Annotated in this window: 16 protein-coding genes; 9 read left to right on the top strand and 7 right to left on the bottom strand. The window is 68.6% G+C overall.

All coding sequences use genetic code 11. From position 1 onward, the window contains the following. Nucleotides 1-48: 48 nt before the first annotated feature. The 3 genes from OG741_RS23020 to OG741_RS23010 all read right to left on the bottom strand — a co-directional run bounded on the left by OG741_RS23020 (nucleotide 49) and on the right by OG741_RS23010 (nucleotide 2,024). A complete protein-coding gene (locus OG741_RS23020) occupies nucleotides 49-333 on the bottom strand; it encodes an IS3 family transposase (protein ID WP_405605722.1) in 285 nt (94 codons plus the stop codon). After that, nucleotides 320-700 (bottom strand): DDE-type integrase/transposase/recombinase, encoded by a 381-nt coding sequence (locus OG741_RS23015; protein ID WP_405600754.1) that lies wholly within the window; start codon nucleotides 698-700, stop codon nucleotides 320-322. The genes OG741_RS23020 and OG741_RS23015 overlap by 14 nt, the downstream gene beginning before the upstream one ends. A 67-nt stretch (nucleotides 701-767) precedes the next feature. Then, nucleotides 768-2,024 carry an RtcB family protein gene (locus tag OG741_RS23010; protein ID WP_405600751.1) on the bottom strand — a complete coding sequence of 419 codons (1,257 nt, stop codon included), beginning with the start codon at nucleotides 2,022-2,024 and terminating at the stop codon, nucleotides 768-770. Nucleotides 2,025-2,196: 172 nt separating this feature from the next. On the opposite strand from OG741_RS23010, the gene OG741_RS23005 reads away from it, so the two are divergent. The 3 genes from OG741_RS23005 (at nucleotide 2,197) to OG741_RS22995 (ending at nucleotide 5,396) form a co-directional block, all read left to right on the top strand. Next, the gene (locus OG741_RS23005; protein ID WP_405600749.1) at nucleotides 2,197-3,045 is read left to right on the top strand and encodes a DUF3558 domain-containing protein; all 849 of its coding nucleotides are present in this window, start codon (nucleotides 2,197-2,199) and stop codon (nucleotides 3,043-3,045) included. Nucleotides 3,046-3,188: 143 nt separating this feature from the next. Beyond that, a complete protein-coding gene (locus tag OG741_RS23000) occupies nucleotides 3,189-3,917 on the top strand; it encodes a DUF3558 domain-containing protein (RefSeq protein ID WP_405600746.1) in 729 nt (242 codons plus the stop codon). A 141-nt stretch (nucleotides 3,918-4,058) separates the two neighbouring features. Then, entirely contained in the window at nucleotides 4,059-5,396 is a 1,338-nt protein-coding gene (locus tag OG741_RS22995) for a DUF2637 domain-containing protein (protein WP_405600744.1), read from the top strand. Between the two features lie 247 nt (nucleotides 5,397-5,643). Here the strand turns inward: OG741_RS22995 and lysS are convergent, their stop codons facing one another. Further along, nucleotides 5,644-7,377: a lysine--tRNA ligase gene (gene lysS / locus OG741_RS22990; protein WP_405600742.1), complete on the bottom strand. Its 1,734-nt coding sequence runs from the start codon at nucleotides 7,375-7,377 to the stop codon at nucleotides 5,644-5,646. 198 nt (nucleotides 7,378-7,575) lie between these two features. On the opposite strand from lysS, the gene argS reads away from it, so the two are divergent. Continuing rightward, entirely contained in the window at nucleotides 7,576-9,345 is a 1,770-nt protein-coding gene (gene argS / locus OG741_RS22985; protein ID WP_405600741.1) for an arginine--tRNA ligase, read from the top strand. 40 nt (nucleotides 9,346-9,385) lie between these two features. Here the strand turns inward: argS and OG741_RS22980 are convergent, their stop codons facing one another. Then, complete coding sequence (locus OG741_RS22980) at nucleotides 9,386-10,636, bottom strand: helix-turn-helix domain-containing protein (RefSeq protein ID WP_405600738.1); 1,251 nt, start codon at nucleotides 10,634-10,636, stop codon at nucleotides 9,386-9,388. Between the two features lie 289 nt (nucleotides 10,637-10,925). Between OG741_RS22980 and OG741_RS22975 the strand changes: the two genes are divergently transcribed. After that, entirely contained in the window at nucleotides 10,926-11,609 is a 684-nt protein-coding gene (locus tag OG741_RS22975) for a DUF4232 domain-containing protein (RefSeq protein ID WP_405600735.1), read from the top strand. A 77-nt stretch (nucleotides 11,610-11,686) separates the two neighbouring features. Here OG741_RS22975 and OG741_RS22970 read toward each other — a convergent pair whose 3' ends face one another. Next, nucleotides 11,687-11,956 (bottom strand): DUF1876 domain-containing protein, encoded by a 270-nt coding sequence (locus OG741_RS22970; protein WP_328671805.1) that lies wholly within the window; start codon nucleotides 11,954-11,956, stop codon nucleotides 11,687-11,689. Nucleotides 11,957-12,049: 93 nt separating this feature from the next. Then, complete coding sequence (locus OG741_RS22965; RefSeq protein WP_405600732.1) at nucleotides 12,050-12,457, bottom strand: ATP-binding protein; 408 nt, start codon at nucleotides 12,455-12,457, stop codon at nucleotides 12,050-12,052. A gap of 113 nt (nucleotides 12,458-12,570) precedes the next feature. Between OG741_RS22965 and OG741_RS22960 the strand changes: the two genes are divergently transcribed. The 4 genes from OG741_RS22960 to OG741_RS22945 all read left to right on the top strand — a co-directional run bounded on the left by OG741_RS22960 (nucleotide 12,571) and on the right by OG741_RS22945 (nucleotide 15,453). Further along, nucleotides 12,571-13,395, top strand: coding sequence for a Scr1 family TA system antitoxin-like transcriptional regulator (locus OG741_RS22960; RefSeq protein ID WP_405600730.1), 825 nt, complete (start codon nucleotides 12,571-12,573; stop codon nucleotides 13,393-13,395). Continuing rightward, nucleotides 13,392-13,628 carry a DUF397 domain-containing protein gene (locus tag OG741_RS22955; RefSeq protein WP_405600727.1) on the top strand — a complete coding sequence of 79 codons (237 nt, stop codon included), beginning with the start codon at nucleotides 13,392-13,394 and terminating at the stop codon, nucleotides 13,626-13,628. The genes OG741_RS22960 and OG741_RS22955 overlap by 4 nt, the downstream gene beginning before the upstream one ends. A gap of 35 nt (nucleotides 13,629-13,663) precedes the next feature. Continuing rightward, nucleotides 13,664-14,422: a DUF4253 domain-containing protein gene (locus tag OG741_RS22950; protein WP_405600725.1), complete on the top strand. Its 759-nt coding sequence runs from the start codon at nucleotides 13,664-13,666 to the stop codon at nucleotides 14,420-14,422. 134 nt (nucleotides 14,423-14,556) lie between these two features. After that, nucleotides 14,557-15,453, top strand: a complete 897-nt coding sequence (locus OG741_RS22945) for a glycoside hydrolase family 19 protein (RefSeq protein WP_405605720.1) — start codon at nucleotides 14,557-14,559, stop codon at nucleotides 15,451-15,453. The last annotated feature ends 104 nt before the right edge of the window (nucleotides 15,454-15,557 follow it).

Here is a 15,557-nt window from a genome sequence, read left to right as displayed (position 1 = left end):
ACTCACTTTCCGTCTCGACTAGGCGATGGTCTCGACACTCACGCGCCCTCAGCAGGGGCCCACCCGATCACAGGCCGTGAAGTTCCCCCCTGATCTTGGACAGCGTGTTCTTACGCTGCGGGGGGTGAAGTCGTGCTGCAGCCTGGTCCGGGTTTCGAGGGGGGTGAGGTACCCGAACTCGGGGTGTCTGCGGAGCGTGGTGCGGTTGTACTCGACCTCGATGAAGCGGAAGACGTCGGCGCGGGCCGCGTCGCGGCTCTCCCAGAGGGTGGTGCCGATCTCCGCTTTCAGCAGTCCGAAGAAGCTCTCCGCTGCGGCGTTAGCATATGCCAGTTCTTCCCATGCTCTGCCTCTGATCCAACTCCCTTACCAGAGCACGGAATTCACCGCTCGTATACTCGCTGCCGCGGTCGGTGTGCATGATGCAGTCGGCCTGGAGCGCGCCCCGGCCGGCGGCCATGCGCAGGTCGTCGGTGACCAGCTCGGCGCGGTGGTGCTCGGCCATCGCGTACCCGATGACTTCGCGGGTCGCCAGGTCGATCACCGTGGCCAGGAACCACCAGCCCTCGACCGTCGCCAGATACGTGATGTCCCCGACCAGCTTCGTGCCGGGCCGTGCGGCGGTGAAGTCCCGCCCGACCAGGTCCGGAGCCGGGGCGGCCTTGATGTCCTGCATGGTCAGGTGGCGGCTTACAGACACCCCAACGAGCGGAAGGCCCCGGACTGCTATCAGTCCGGGGCTTGTCGATCAGGTGGTGTGCTGTTCCTCAGCCCTTGACACAGATGACCTGCTTGAGCTTCGCGACGACCTGCACGAGGTCCCGCTGCTGCTCCATCACCTTCTCGATCGGCTTGTACGCACCCGGGATCTCATCCACGACGCCGGAGTCCTTACGGCACTCCACACCCCGCGTCTGCTCCTCCAGGTCCTTCGTTGTGAACCGCCGCTTCGCAGCGTTCCGGCTCATCTTCCGGCCCGCCCCGTGCGAAGCCGAGTTGAACGACGCCGGGTTACCCAGGCCGCGGACAATGTACGAGCCCGTGCCCATCGAGCCGGGGATGATCCCCCACTCCCCCGAGCCCGCACTGATCGCACCCTTGCGGGTAACCAGCAGATCCATCCCCTCGTACCGCTCTTCACTGACATAGTTGTGATGGCAGCTGATCACACCAGGGCGGTACTCGACGGTCCTCATCTGACCTTCGGCATCTTCCTGCTGGCAGGAGATCACCGGCTCGAAGGTCACCTTCGCCTTCTTGAACTCCTTGCGGACCACGTCCTGGAAGAGCGACATCATGATCGCGCGGTTGTACTTCGCGTACTCCTGCGCCCAGAAGAGGTCGTTCCGGTACGCGGCCATCTGCGGGGTGTCCGCGATGAACACCGCCAGGTCGCGGTCGATCAGGCCCTGGTTGTGGGGCAGTTTCTGGGCCTCGCTGATGTGGAAGTCCGCGAGCTCCTTGCCGATGTTCCGGGATCCGGAGTGCAGCATCAGCCAGACCGCGCCGGACTCGTCCAGGCAGAACTCGACGAAGTGGTTTCCGGAACCGAGCGTTCCCATCTGCTTCGTCGCACGCTCCTGGCGGAACTTGACCGCTTCGGCCACCCCGTCGAACCGCGCCCAGAAGTTGTCCCAGCCCGCCGCCGGGAAGCCGTGCAGCTGTCCCGGGTCGACCGGGTCGTCGTGCATCCCCCGGCCGACCGGGATCGCCTGCTCGATCTTGGAGCGCAGCCTGGAAAGATCTCCGGGCAGGTCGTTCGCGGTCAGCGAGGTCTTCACCGCCGACATACCGCAGCCGATGTCGACACCCACCGCCGCCGGGCAGACCGCTCCGTGCATCGCGATCACCGAGCCGACCGTCGCGCCCTTGCCGTAGTGGACGTCCGGCATCACGGCGAGGCCCTTGATCCAGGGCAGCGTGGCGACGTTCCGGAGCTGCTGCATCGCGCCGCTCTCGACCGTCGAAGGATCCGCCCACATCCGGATGGGGACCTTCGCACCCGGCACCTCTACGTACGACATACTTCCTCAATTCCCCCGAAACACCATGAAAAGTCTAAAGCGCAAAAGCCGGGGCCTAAGCCCGCATATGACTCAACGGACCGGCATCCACGGCTGTGCGTGCGATAGACATTGTGTTCATCGGCCGCTCTCGCGCGGCAACCGTTTTTCCTCTCGAAGGGAGCCTGGGACCGTGCAACGAAAGGCGTACGTACCCGGCCTCGCGGCGCTCCTCGCGGCGCTCCTCGCCGGCTGCACCGCCGACAGCGGCACCGACGGCTCCGCCATCGACTCCAAGGCCGGCAAAGGCACGTCCTCCGTCGCCCAGCCCGGCAAGTACCGCACCCTGCGTGAGCCCTGCGGCTCCGTCCCGGGCTCCACGCTCAAGGACCTGCTGCCCGGCACCGCCGAGCTGCCCGAGGAGCAGCGGCAGAAGATCTTCCGCGGCACGTCCACCGTCACCTATGACACGGACCGCCGGGTCGGCTGCAGCTGGAAGGCCGACTCCCCGGACGCCTCCCACCACCTCAGCCTCGACTTCGAGCGTGTCGTCTCGTACGACGGGGCGGTGAGCGACGACGACCGGGCGCAGGAGGTCTTCGCCACGAAGCAGGACGCGGCCGACCTGCCGATCCCCGCGAGCAGCGCCGCCACCGACGCCGACGACAAGCGGGCCCAGGTGTCCCCGCCCCCCACCCCCTCGACCTCGAAGCCTGCGACGGGCACCCCGTCCGGCACGCCCTCGGGAACCCCGAGCGGCACCCCCAGCGGAACCTCGACCGGCACCACCGACGGCCTGCAGCCCCGTGTCCTCGACGACCTCGGCGACGCCGCCTTCCTCGACGACGTCCTCACCGGAGCCGGGGCCGGATCCACCGCCCAGCGCCGCACCGTCAGCGTGGTCTTCCGCACATCCAACGTGATCGTGACCATCGTCTACGGCGAGCAGGCCGCCCGTACGACAGAGGTCCCGGACGGCAAGGAACTGCAGGACAAGGCCCGGAGTCTGGCCCGCAAGCTCGCCGAGGAGTTCAGCGGCTGACCCTCCCCGCGGACGGGTTGCGATGTGGCGTACGTATCGGGAGACAGTCCCACGGAAGGGCCGGGTCCGCGTACCGTGGCCTGGCCGACCGGACCGACCGTACGACTGTCGACCGACATCGACTGACATCGACTGAAGGAACCATGCACCGTTCAGCCCCGCGACTCGCCCGCATTCTCGCCTGTGCCGCCGTCCCGGTGATGCTCGTCGTCGCCGGCTGCTCCTCGCTCTCGGACTCCGACAGCAAGAAGGACTCGGGCACGGACTCGTCCTCCTCCGCCACCTCGCAGGGCGGGCAGAAGCCCGCGGCCGTCGCCCCGGTGAAGTACGCCAAGCTCCCCGAGCCGTGCAAGTCGATCTCCGCCAAGACGATCGCGAAGCTGGTCCCGAAGACGAAGGCCAAGGCGGGCACGGCCGGAAAGTCCTCGGACACCACCAGCCGCGGCAGCTGCTCCTGGAACGGCCTGGACGACAACGGCATCAAGGGCTCCCAGTACCGCTGGCTCGACGTCTCCTTCCTCCGCTACGAGTCCGAGCAGTCGCTCGGCGTCAGCGGCAAGAAGCGCGCCGAGGACAACTACGCCAAGGAGGTCGCCAACGCGCAGGCGACCGAGGGCGCGAAGAAGGTCAGGACCTCGCCCGCGAGCGGCGTCGGCGAGGCGGCCACGGCCGTCGGCTACGAACTGGCCAAGACCGGCGAGGACTTCACCTACGCCACGATCGTGACCCGCGTGGACAACGTCGTGATCACGCTGACCTACAACGGCACGGGCTACGCGGGCGCCAAGTCCCCGTCCTCCTCCGAACTGATGGAAGGTGCTGTGGCGGCGGCCAAGGAGGCCGTCACCTCGGTGGGCACCGCCAACAAGTAGGTTCCGGCCAGAGCCTGTTGACGGATCCCGCCACCCGGGCGTACCCGCGGTAGCACCCGACGAGGGTCGCCCGGAGGGGCGGGCTCCGTACGCATGTGCCAGGCTGTGCCCGCTGGAATCGAATACGGGAGGGGATCGCGCGTGGCCGCGATGCAGCTGACACGCACGCACCGCATACTCATCGGGCTCGTCGTCACGGGCGCGGTCATCATCGCCGCGATCGGATTCGCGGGCTCGTACGCCGCCGTGCGCGAGCTCGCCGAGAGCAAGGGCTTCGGCCGCTTCTCCCTCGTCTTCCCCATCGGAATCGACGCGGGCATCTGTGTACTGCTCGCCCTCGATCTGCTGCTGACCTGGCTGCGCATCCCCTTCCCGCTGCTGCGCCAGACCGCCTGGCTGCTGACCGTCGCGACGATCGCCTTCAACGGCGCGGCCTCGTGGCCGGACCCGCTCGGCGTCGGCATGCACGCGGTCATCCCGGTGCTGTTCGTCGTCTCGGTCGAGGCGGCGCGGCACGCGGTGGGCCGGATCGCGGACATCACGGCCGACAAGCACATGGAGGGCGTGCGGCTCACCCGCTGGCTGCTGTCCCCGATCCCCACGTTCAGGCTGTGGCGCCGCATGAAGCTGTGGGAGCTGCGCAGCTACGAGCAGGTCATCAGGCTGGAGCAGGACCGGCTGATCTACCAGGCACGCCTCCAGGCCCGCTTCGGGCGGGGCTGGAGACGCAAGGCGCCGGTCGAGTCACTCATGCCGCTGCGCCTGGCGAAGTACGGCGTGCCGCTCGCCGAGACGGCCCCGGCGGGGCTGGCCGCGGCGGGCGTTGAGCCGGCACTGATACCGCCGGCGCCGCCGCAGTCGCAACAGCCGCATCCGCAGCTGCCGCGGGGCCAGGAGTGGGCGCAGGAGCCCGAGCCCGAGCAGTACGAGCCCGAACAATACGAGCAGCCGTACGAGCAGGAACAGCAGGAGCAGTACGAGCAGGGCCCCGCCAACCACGAAAGCCCGTGGTTCGCCGCGCCGCAGGTCCCGCAGGTCCCGCAGGTCCCGCAGGTCCCGCAGGTCCCGCAGGTCCCGCAGGAGGCGTACCAGGAAGCGTACGAGAGCGCCTTCAACCCGACGTACGTGGAGGAGGACCTGGAGCCCACCCCCGTCCGCGTCCCCTCCGGCCCGGGCCGCACCCGCCCCCTCGGCGGCATGGTCCCCGGCCAGCGCGTGGAGGGCCCCGCACCGGAGCCCGTCCAGGAGGAGTTCCCGGAGCCGCCCGCCGACACGGAGGAGTTCAGGGAGCTGGCCTATCCGGTCTTCCAGGCGTACGTGAACCAGCACGGCGCGTTCCCGAGCGCGGAGCAGCTGGACATACACCTCACGGACGGCCACGGGGTGCGGCACCCGCGGAGCGCGGCGCTGCTGCGGCGGCTGATGCCGGAGTTCAAGAACCGGTTCCAGGCGGAGCTCGAGGCGGAGCACATCGCTTGAGCGGGGAGTTTTCCCCCACCCGGCCCCTTCCCTGAACTGGGGGCAAGCCCCCAGACCCCCGACGGGGCTCCGCCCCGGACCCCGTATGCGACCTTCGGCCGCATGTCCTCAAACGCCGGACGGGCTGAATGTGCGGCTCGGCCGCACATTTCAGCCCCGCCGGCGTTTGAGGCGCGGGGGTCCGGGGGCAGCGCCCCCGGTTACGGGAAGGGGCGGGGTGGGGAACAGCCCCGCCGCAGGCGACCCCCTACGCCCCCAGCAGCTTCCGCACCCGCTCCGCCCCCACCGCCAGCAGCAGCGTCGGCAGCCTCGGCCCCGTCTCCCTGCTCACCAGCAGCCGGTACAGCAGCGCGAAGAACGTCCGCTGCGCCACCTTCAGCTCCGGCGTCGGCTTCGCGTCCGGCTCCAGGCCCGCCATCACCTTCGGTACGCCGTAGACCAGCGTCGTCAGGCCGTCCAGGGACCAGTGCGTGTCCAAGCCTTCCATGAGCAGCCGCAGCGACTCGCGGCCCTGCTCGTCGAGCGAGGACAGCAGCTCCGTGTCGGGCTCGGAGCGCACGACCGTCCGCGCCTCCGCCGGGACCTGCGAGGTGATCCAGTTCTCGGCGCGGTCCAGCCGGGGCCGGGCCTCGTCGAGCGAGGACAGCGGGTTCGACGGGTCGAGGTCGCTCAGGATGCGGATCGTCTGCTCGTCGTGCCCGGCCGTGATGTCGACGACCGACGCCAGCGTGCGATACGGCAGCGGCCGCGGCGTCCGCGGCAGCTCTCCCGCCGCCGTGCGCGCCGCGCGCGAGTACGCCGCGGCGTCCGCCGCCAGCGCGCTCCCTTCCGCGACCTTGCTCTCCAGCTTGTCCCACTCGTCGTAGAGCCGCTGGATCTCCTGGTCGAAGGCGATCTTGAAGGACTGGTTCGGCTTGCGGCGCGCGTACAGCCAGCGCAGCAGCTGCGGCTCCATGATCTTCAGCGCGTCCGCCGGCGTCGGCACGCCTCCGCGCGAGGACGACATCTTCGCCATCCCGGAGATCCCCACGAACGCGTACATGGGGCCGATCGGCTGCACTCCGTCGAAGATGTCGCGCACGATCTGCCCGCCGACGACGAACGACGACCCGGGCGAGGAGTGGTCGACACCGCTCGGCTCGAAGATCACGCCTTCGTACGCCCAGCGCATGGGCCAGTCGACCTTCCAGACCAGCTTGCCGCGGTTGAACTCGCTCAGCCGCACCGTCTCGCCGAAGCCGCACGCCGTGCAGACGTAGGTCAGCTCGGTGGTCTCGTCGTTGTACGAGGTGACGGTCGTGAGGTCCTTGTCGCACTGCCCGCAGTAGGGCTTGTACGGGAAGTAGCCCGCCGCCCCGCCGCTGCCGTCGTCCTCCTCGGCCGCGCCGGATCCCTCCGCCGCCTCCAGCTCCGCCTCGTCGAGGGGCTTCTGCGACTTCTTCGCGGGCGCCTTCTTCGTGCGGTACTGGTCGAGGATCGCGTCGATCTTCGCCCGGTTCTTCATCGCGTGCAGGATCTGCTCGCGGTACACACCGGAGGTGTACTGCTCGGTCTGGCTGATGCCGTCGTACTCGACGCCCAGCTCGGCCAGGGACGCGGTCATCGCGGCCTTGAAGTGCTCGGCCCAGTTCGCGTGCGGAGAGCCTTCCGGCGCGGGCACCGAGGTCAGCGGCTTGCCGATGTGCTCGCCCCACGAGTCGTCCACACCGGGGACCCCGGCCGGAACCTTGCGGTACCGGTCGTAGTCGTCCCAGGAGATCAGGTGCCGGACCTCGTAGCCGCGCCGCCGGATCTCGTCGGCGACCAGGTGCGGGGTCATCACCTCACGCAGATTGCCCAGGTGGATCGGGCCCGAGGGCGAGAGGCCGGACGCGACGACGACCGGTTTGCCAGGCGCACGTCGCTCCGACTCGGCGATGACCTCGTCCGCGAAACGGGAGACCCAGTCGGTCTCGGTGCTGCTCTGAGCCACGATCGGCACGTCCTTGAATGCTTGGGGTTCTCTTGGGTTCTCGACAGGCGTCGTACGCCATTGTCCCAGACGGAACCGCTCCCCCTGAGGTTGCTCATCGCCGTGCTGATTCCGGGGAGAAATCCGAGGAGAAACAGGTTGCTGCCCCATGGGACACTTGACAACCGAAATAGACCTCCCGACGAGACTCGACAAGAACGGAAGCTCATGGCCTCGGTCCCTTCCCTCGCTTCGACCGTGCAGCAGCGCCTCGCGGACGCCCTCTCGGCAGCTCTGCCGGAGGCCGGTTCCGCCGACCCCCTGCTGCGACGTAGCGACCGGGCCGACTTCCAGGCCAACGGCATCCTGGCGCTCGCCAAGAAGCTGAAGGGCAACCCGCGCGAGCTGGCGGCCAAGGTCGTCGGGGGCTTGTCCACCGGTGATCTGATCGAGGAGATCGAGGTCTCGGGCCCCGGCTTCCTCAACATCACGCTCACCGACGAGGCGATCGTGAAGACCCTCGCCGCGCGCGCCACCGACGACCGGCTCGGCGTCCCGTACGCGCAGAACCCGGGCACCACGGTCATCGACTACGCCCAGCCGAACGTGGCCAAGGAGATGCACGTCGGCCACCTGCGCTCCGCGGTGATCGGCGACGCGATGGTCCAGATCCTGGAGTTCGCGGGCGAGAAGGTGATCAGGCGCCACCACATCGGCGACTGGGGCACCCAGTACGGGATGCTCATCCAGTACCTGATCGAGCACCCGCACGAGCTGGACCACGAGGGCGCCGAGGAGGTCTCCGGCGAGGAGGCCATGTCCTCCCTGAACCGCATCTACAAGGCTTCGCGCGCGCTCTTCGACTCCGACGAGGCGTTCAAGGACCGCGCCCGGAACCGGGTGGTGGACCTGCAGGCCGGGGACCCCGAGACGCGTGCCCACTGGCAGCGGTTCGTCGACGAGTCGAAGATCTACTTCTACTCGGTCTTCAACAAGCTGGACGTGGAGATCCACGACGCCGACATCGTCGGCGAGTCCGGCTACAACGACATGCTCGACGAGACCTGCCGCCTCCTGGAGGAGTCGGGCGTGGCGGTCCGCTCGGAGGGTGCGCTGTGCGTCTTCTTTGACGATGTGAAGGGACCGGACGGCAACCCGACTCCGCTCATCGTCCGCAAGAGCAACGGCGGTTACGGCTACGCGGCCACCGATCTCTCCGCCATCCGCGACCGGGTGCAGAACCTCAAGGCGAACACGCTCATCTACGTCGTGGACGCCCGGCAGTCCCTGCACTTCAAGATGGTCTTCGAGACCGCCCGCCGGGCGGGCTGGCTGAACGACGAGGTCAAGGCCGTCCAGCTGGCGTTCGGCACGGTGCTCGGCAAGGACGGCAAGCCGTTCAAGACCCGTGAGGGCGAGACGGTACGGCTGGTGGACCTGCTGGACGAGGCGATCGAGCGGGCGACGGCGGTCGTCCGTGAGAAGGACGTCCAGAAGCAGCTCACCGAGGAGGAGATCGCGGAGCGCGGTACGCAGGTGGGCATCGGCGCGATCAAGTACGCCGACCTGTCGACGTCGGCGGCGCGGGACTACAAGTTCGACCTGGACCAGATGGTGTCGCTGAACGGCGACACGTCCGTGTACCTGCAGTACGCGTACGCCCGTATCCAGTCGATCCTCCGGAAGGCGGGCGAGGTCAAGCCGGCCGCGAACCCGGAGCTCGAACTGGCTGCGGCGGAGCGGGCGTTGGGTCTGCACCTCGACGAGTTCGGCGAGACGCTGGCGGAGGTCGCGGGCTCGTACGAGCCGCACAAGCTGGCCGCGTACCTCTACCGGCTGGCGTCGCTGTTCACGACGTTCTACGACCAGTGCCCGGTCATCAAGCCCGCGCCCGCGCGCGAGGTCGCCGAGAACCGCCTGTTGTTCTGCGACATGACGGCCCGCACGCTGCACCAGGGCATGGCGCTCCTCGGCATCCGCACCCCCGAGCGTCTCTGACTCCCGGGGTCTCTGAGGGTCGGCCGACCCTCAGAGACCCTCAGGACGCGGGCTGCTCGACCCAGGCGCTCCTGTCCGGCCACCACCCGTACTGCTTCCGCCCCTCGATCGCGCTCGTACGGAACGGCTTCCCGCCGTCGTCGACGCGCACCGTGCCCCGCCGGTCCCCGCTGCTCCAGTCGAGCTCCAGGTACCAGCTGACGTCGTGTCCCTCGGTGTGGAGGTCGAGGTTGAGCACCTGCGGATCGTTGGACGCGACCTTGTACGGGAAGTCCTTGGCGGGCACCACGGTGTCCCCCTGCTGCCCCGCCACGGGCTTCGCCAGCGGATGCGGCGCGTCCAGGTCGACGTCGAAGGTCTGCGGGGTGACACCGCTGCCGCAGCCGTCTCCCATCGAGTACGCATTCCAGTCGAGGGGTGCGCTTCGCCCGACGACCCGTACGTGTACGGCATTCAGCACCACGGAGTCCGCGGTCTTGCCCGTCGCTGTCAGCTGAAGCCGCATGCTGCCGCCGTCGACACCCCCCAGCGCACGGGCCCAGCCGCGGACGTCCTGCGGCGCAGGCTGTGGCGGGACAGTATCCGGAGCCTGGTCCAGCACATAGAACTGACCGCAGGGCTCGTCCCAGTTGTACGAGCTGACGCCCACCCGCAGCGGTACGCCACCCGTCGCCGGCGGCGTGGCCCGGCGGTTCGGAGCAGCCGAGGGCGACGGGCTCCCGCTCGGCGAGGTGCTCGGGGAAGGACTGCCGCTCGGCGAGGCGCTGGAGGGTGCGGTGCGTGGTGCGGTGGTACCTGGCGGGGCACTGGCTCCGGAGACGGCGTCCGACCTCTTCCCGCCCTCGTCCCCGTCGGCCGCGTGCACGGCGACGAAAGCGGCGGGCACGGCGAGGGCGACAACGGCCCCCGCGGCAAGGGCGATTCGTATCCGGTTACGGTCGCGGCCGCGCGGCGCGACGGCGGCTTCGGGCGCGACCTCGGGCTCCGTGGCAGCGACCGGAACCTCGGCCTCCGCAGCCGCTGGAACATCTGCCCGTGCCCGCTTCCGCGCGCCGTCCGCCAGAATCCAGCGCCGGTGCAGGTCCACCAGCTCGTCCGGCGTCGCCGCGCACAACCGAGCGAGCCGCTCCACGGGGGCGTAGTCGGTCGGGACGGCATCGCCGTTGCAGTACCGGTGCAGCGTGGACGTACTGACATGGAGCTTGCCCGCCAGCACGCCGTAGCTGCGTCCAGAGCGGTCCTTGAGTTGCCTGAGCAGGGCCGCGAACTCCTCGGCCTCTGGCGTCGCCACTGCTGTGTTCCCCCTCGTGAGCCCTGCCGACTGTCCCGGATCGCCGTTCCAGGGACATGAAATCCGCCCAGGTCACAGTACGCGCCGCCGTTCCAGCATCCCCAATGGTTCAGGGCCTGTTGCGGCCGGAATCCGCCGAGGCCCAGCCTGTGATCAATGCGAAGCCACATCCGCGACAGCCTCATTGATGTCGTGGCGGCACTCGTACTGATCGCGGCGACCACGATCGTCACGGCCCTCATCTGCCGCTACTGACCCAACAGACCGACCACGGGGAGAACCGAACACCATGCGCAACACCGCCGTAGCCGCCACCGCTCTGCTGGCCGCCCTCTCACTGACCGCGTGCCAGTCCGCCGACGACGACGCAAAGAAGCCCAGCGCGTCGGCCCCGACCACGAGCGCCCCCGCGGCCGACACGACCGGGCCCACGACCGACGCCAAGACCCCGGCCGCGGACACGGCCAAGCAGCCCACGACGGGCACCAAGCCCACCTCCGCGGGCAAGGGCAAGACCGGCGGTGGCACCGGCACTGACACCGGCCCCGTTACCACCGCCTGCACCGACGCGAACACCAAGGTCACCGTCACCAAGGTGAGCCGCCCCATCAACCATCTGCTGCTCACCGTCACCAACACCGGCTCCAAGGCGTGCAACGCCTACCACGCCCCGTTGCTTCGCATCGACGAGGGCCAGGCCGTCACCCGGATCATGGACGAGAGCAAGCCGCAGGCAGTCGTCACGCTCTCCCCCGGACAGTCCGGGTACGCGTCGATCCTCCTGTCCGCTGCCGACGGCAGCGGCGAGAACGGGCGTACGGCAAAGACTCTCGGAGTCCTCTTCGCCCCGCGCAACGGTTCCGGCTCCATCGGGAGCCCCCACGTGCTCAATTTCCCCGCGAACACGTACACCGACGACTCGGTGGCCGTCAGTTACTGGCAGACCAGCATGTCCGACGCGCTCATGTACTGACCCGCACCGCGTACTGACGCACGCCACGCGACAGCCCCCCACCGGTTCCCCGGCGGGGGGCTGTCACCGCATTCCGGTCACCTCAGGGGGTGCGACATCCTGCCCGAGGCTTCGTCGATCTCCACATGAGCCTTCTGCAGCAGTTGCGAGGCGATGTCCATGAGCGCCCGCGCGCCCGAGATCTCCTCGCCGACCCGGAGCTGTTCCGGGTCGGAGTGGTGACGCTGGGCATTACCGTGGCCGCGGATTTCCGTGCCGTCGCTCAGTCTCACCATGGCGGCCGCCCTGGTCCGGTCGCCTTCCTCCTGGAATTCCATCTCAACGTGCCATCCGACGAGTGTCTGCATGGCGGATCACCTCCAGCGGTACCTCCAGAGTGCGCCGCCGGGCCCGTGATCACCACATCACTGACCGAATGGTGCGTACCCGACTTATTACGCTCAAGCGCCGACGGCGAACTCGCACCACACGATCTTCCCCGGATCGCGCTCGCCGACCCCCCACTTGTCGGCGAGCGCGGCCACGAGCAACAGACCCCGCCCCGACTCCTCGCCCGGCTCCCGTACCGCCGGCAGCCCGCCGCCACTGTCGTGCACCTCGACGCGCAATGCCCCGCCCTCGTCCCCGTAGAGCCACAGCTTCAGCCGGTAGCCCCGCCCGGGCGGCACGCCGTGCACGAGGGCGTTGGTGGTCAGCTCGCTCACACAGAGCAGTACGTCGTCCATACGCGCGCCGAGCCCCCAGTCGGTCACGGCCGTGCGTACGAACTCCCTGGCCGCGGGAACGGATCGCCGCTCACGTCGGTAGAACTGCTCGCGCAGACAGGGCTGTTGAATCAGGTCGTCCATGAGACGAGCGTCACTGACTGTGACTACGGTGGTGCAGTACGCGAGCCCGTACGAGAATTTCGTACGGGCCCGAAGTGCGTGACGTACGGACATGGGTGGGGAGTTGGACGTGTATGCACCCCAGAAAGCGGCAGCGGAAGAACGCGTCGGCGATGAAGCTCGTGGGCGCGCTGGTGGGCCGGTTCCGGGTCTTCGCCGGGCTCACACAACGCGAACTGGCCGAGCGGGTCTCCTTGCACGAGGAGACGATCGCGTCGTTGGAGCAGGGCCGCCGCCCGCTGAAACCTGACCTGGCGAGTGCGCTGGACAGGATCCTGGATACGAAGGGGGCGCTGGAGACGGCGGTGGACAACATGCCGGAGATCGATCTGATCCCGGCGTGGGCGGAGCAGTACATGGACATCGAGGCCGAGGCGATCGCGCTTTCCTGGTTCGAGAACCAGGTGTTACCGGGTCTGCTCCAGACGGAGAGCTACGCCCGCGCGGTCTTCCGCACCAGGATCCCGTCCTTTAGGGAGGAGGAGATCAATGCCCAGGTGGCGGCCCGGCTGGAACGCCAGGAGATCTTGCGCCGCATGGCGCCGCCGAACTTGAGCTTCATCCTTTCCGAGGCGATCTTGCGGGATCGCCTCGGTGGCGTTGCGGTGTACCGCGAGGCGCTGCGGAACCTCCGCACGTGTGCCGATCTTCCGGGCGTCACGATCCAAGTCATGCCGCTCGGCCGCGAGACGCATGCCGGGCTCACCGGCCCGTTCATCCTTCTGGAAACGCCGGACCATCAGCACCTCGCCTACACGGAGACCCAGCGCGGCAGCCAACTGATCTCCGACCCCGACGAGGTCAGCATCCTGGCGCAGAAGTATGCGATGCTGCGAACGCAGGCCCTCAACCCCGAGGATACGAAGGGCCTGTTGGACACGCTGCTAGGAGACCAATGAGCACGGCACTTGAGTGGTTCAAGTCCAGCTACAGCGGCGAGGAGGGCGGCGCCTGCCTCGAAGTCGCGTACGACTGGCGCAAGTCCACGTACAGCGGCAGCGAAGGCGGGGCCTGCGTCGAGGTCGCCGCACACCCCGCCGCCGTCCACATCCGGGACTCCAAGAACCCCGACGGCCCCATGCTCACCCTCACCCCCGCCACCTGGGCCGCCTTCACCACCACCCTGCTCTGATCCAATTGTCAGTGGCGACCCCTAAAGTCGCCTGCATGGTGATCAACCCGAACGCACTGGGCCTGGATCTGCCGCCCGGTGCCATGCGTGTCCAGCCGTCCCTCTGGTACGCGAACGAGCCCGCACAGCCGAACACTTGGGCGCGCCTGCTCCCCGCCCGGGAGGCGTCCGGCATGCACCCGGTGCTGCTCGTGAACGACGAGGACCGCTCCCTCACCTGGGACCGGGACCTGGATCTCGACCACATGTCGCATCCGGACGACCACGACCCGGAAGAAGTCCTCGCGTCCCTGTGGGACTACGACATGGAGGAGAACGAGGACGACGAGGACGCCGACACCATCGCCCCGTTCACGGCCGAGTGGCCGGGCCTCGCCCCGGCGGGCGAGCCGGCGGCCGACGCGGACGCCACGGCCGCCCGTGTCGCCGCCGAGCTGCTGGATGCCGGCCGGCTGCCCGGGGCGAGGGCAGGGCTGATTCCCGTACGCCGCGGCGCGGACATCCTCACCGCGCTGGGCTGGACCGGCGCCTGCAATCACGCGGACAGCGGCCTGCTCTCCACCGTCCTGCGTTCATGGGAGGACCGCTTCGGACTGCGCGTCGTCGCGCTGCACTTCGACCGCCTGGACGTCTCCGTCGCGGCCCCGCCGCGCACGATGCCGGAGGCTCTGGCAGTCGCGGCCGAGCATCACGCGTTCTGCCCGGACACCGTCCGGCAGGGGTACGACACGATCCGCGAGTACGCGGCGGAGGGCGTGCTGGGGAAGCAGCACTGGACGTTCTGGTGGGACTGACCCCAGGAGCGGTTTTCGACTGACCAAGATTCGCATTGGTCTATACCTTGACTCGATCACGTCAAGCGCGCTTGAGTAAGTTGCACAACCCCCCACCACGGCACGGCCGTTGCGTGCTAAGGAGTGATCGCGTGCTGAGACGACACCGCATCATGGCGTTGCTGATCGCCATCCTCGTAGGAAGCGGCCTGGCGGCGGTCTTCATGCCCGCCGCCACCGCCGCCACCACGGACGCCTGCACCTCCGCGCCGAACTGGTCGGCCGGTACCTGGTACGGCACTGGCAACGTTGTCAGATACACGGACGGCAAGTACTACATAGCCGAGCACGACAACCCGGGCTACGACCCGACGATCAGCACCTGGTACTGGGACCCGTACAGCTGCAGCGGCGGCGGAGACCCGTCCCCGTCGGGCTTCGTCGTGAGCGAGGCGCAGTTCAACCAGATGTTCCCGAACCGGAATTCGTTCTACACGTACAGCGGGCTGAAGGCCGCGCTGAGCGCGTACCCGGGCTTCGCGAACACGGGCAGCGACACGGTCAAGAAGCAGGAGGCCGCGGCCTTCCTGGCGAATGTGAACCACGAAACGGGCGGTCTGGTCCACATCGTGGAGCAGAACCAGGCCAACTACCCGCACTACTGCGACTGGAGCCAGCCCTACGGCTGCCCCGCCGGCCAGGCGGCGTACTACGGCCGCGGGCCGATCCAGCTCAGCTGGAACTTCAACTACAAGGCGGCGGGCGACGCGCTCGGCATCGATCTGCTGGGCAACCCCTGGCTCGTGCAGAACGACGCGGCCGTGGCCTGGAAGACCGGCCTCTGGTACTGGAACACCCAGAACGGCCCGGGCACGATGACCCCGCACAACGCGATGGTCAACCAGGCGGGCTTCGGCCAGACCATCCGCTCGATCAACGGTTCGCTGGAATGCGACGGCAGGAACCCGGCGCAGGTCCAGAGCCGGGTGAACAGCTACACGCAGTTCACGCAGATCCTCGGTGTGCCCACCGGATCCAACCTGTACTGCTGACCCACCCCCACAACGGACCGCGGGCCGGGAGCTGTTCCCCCGGCCCGCGGTCAGCCATGTGAGTCCCATTTCGCGCCACAGTCACTGTCGCCACTCCCTGTTCA

Origin of the sequence: Streptomyces sp. NBC_01410 (assembly GCF_045040195.1) — a bacterium.
Taxonomy (GTDB): Bacteria; Actinomycetota; Actinomycetes; order Streptomycetales; family Streptomycetaceae; genus Streptomyces.
Note: the sequence above shows the minus strand (reverse complement) of the source record. Positions and strands in the feature narration are given on the sequence as shown.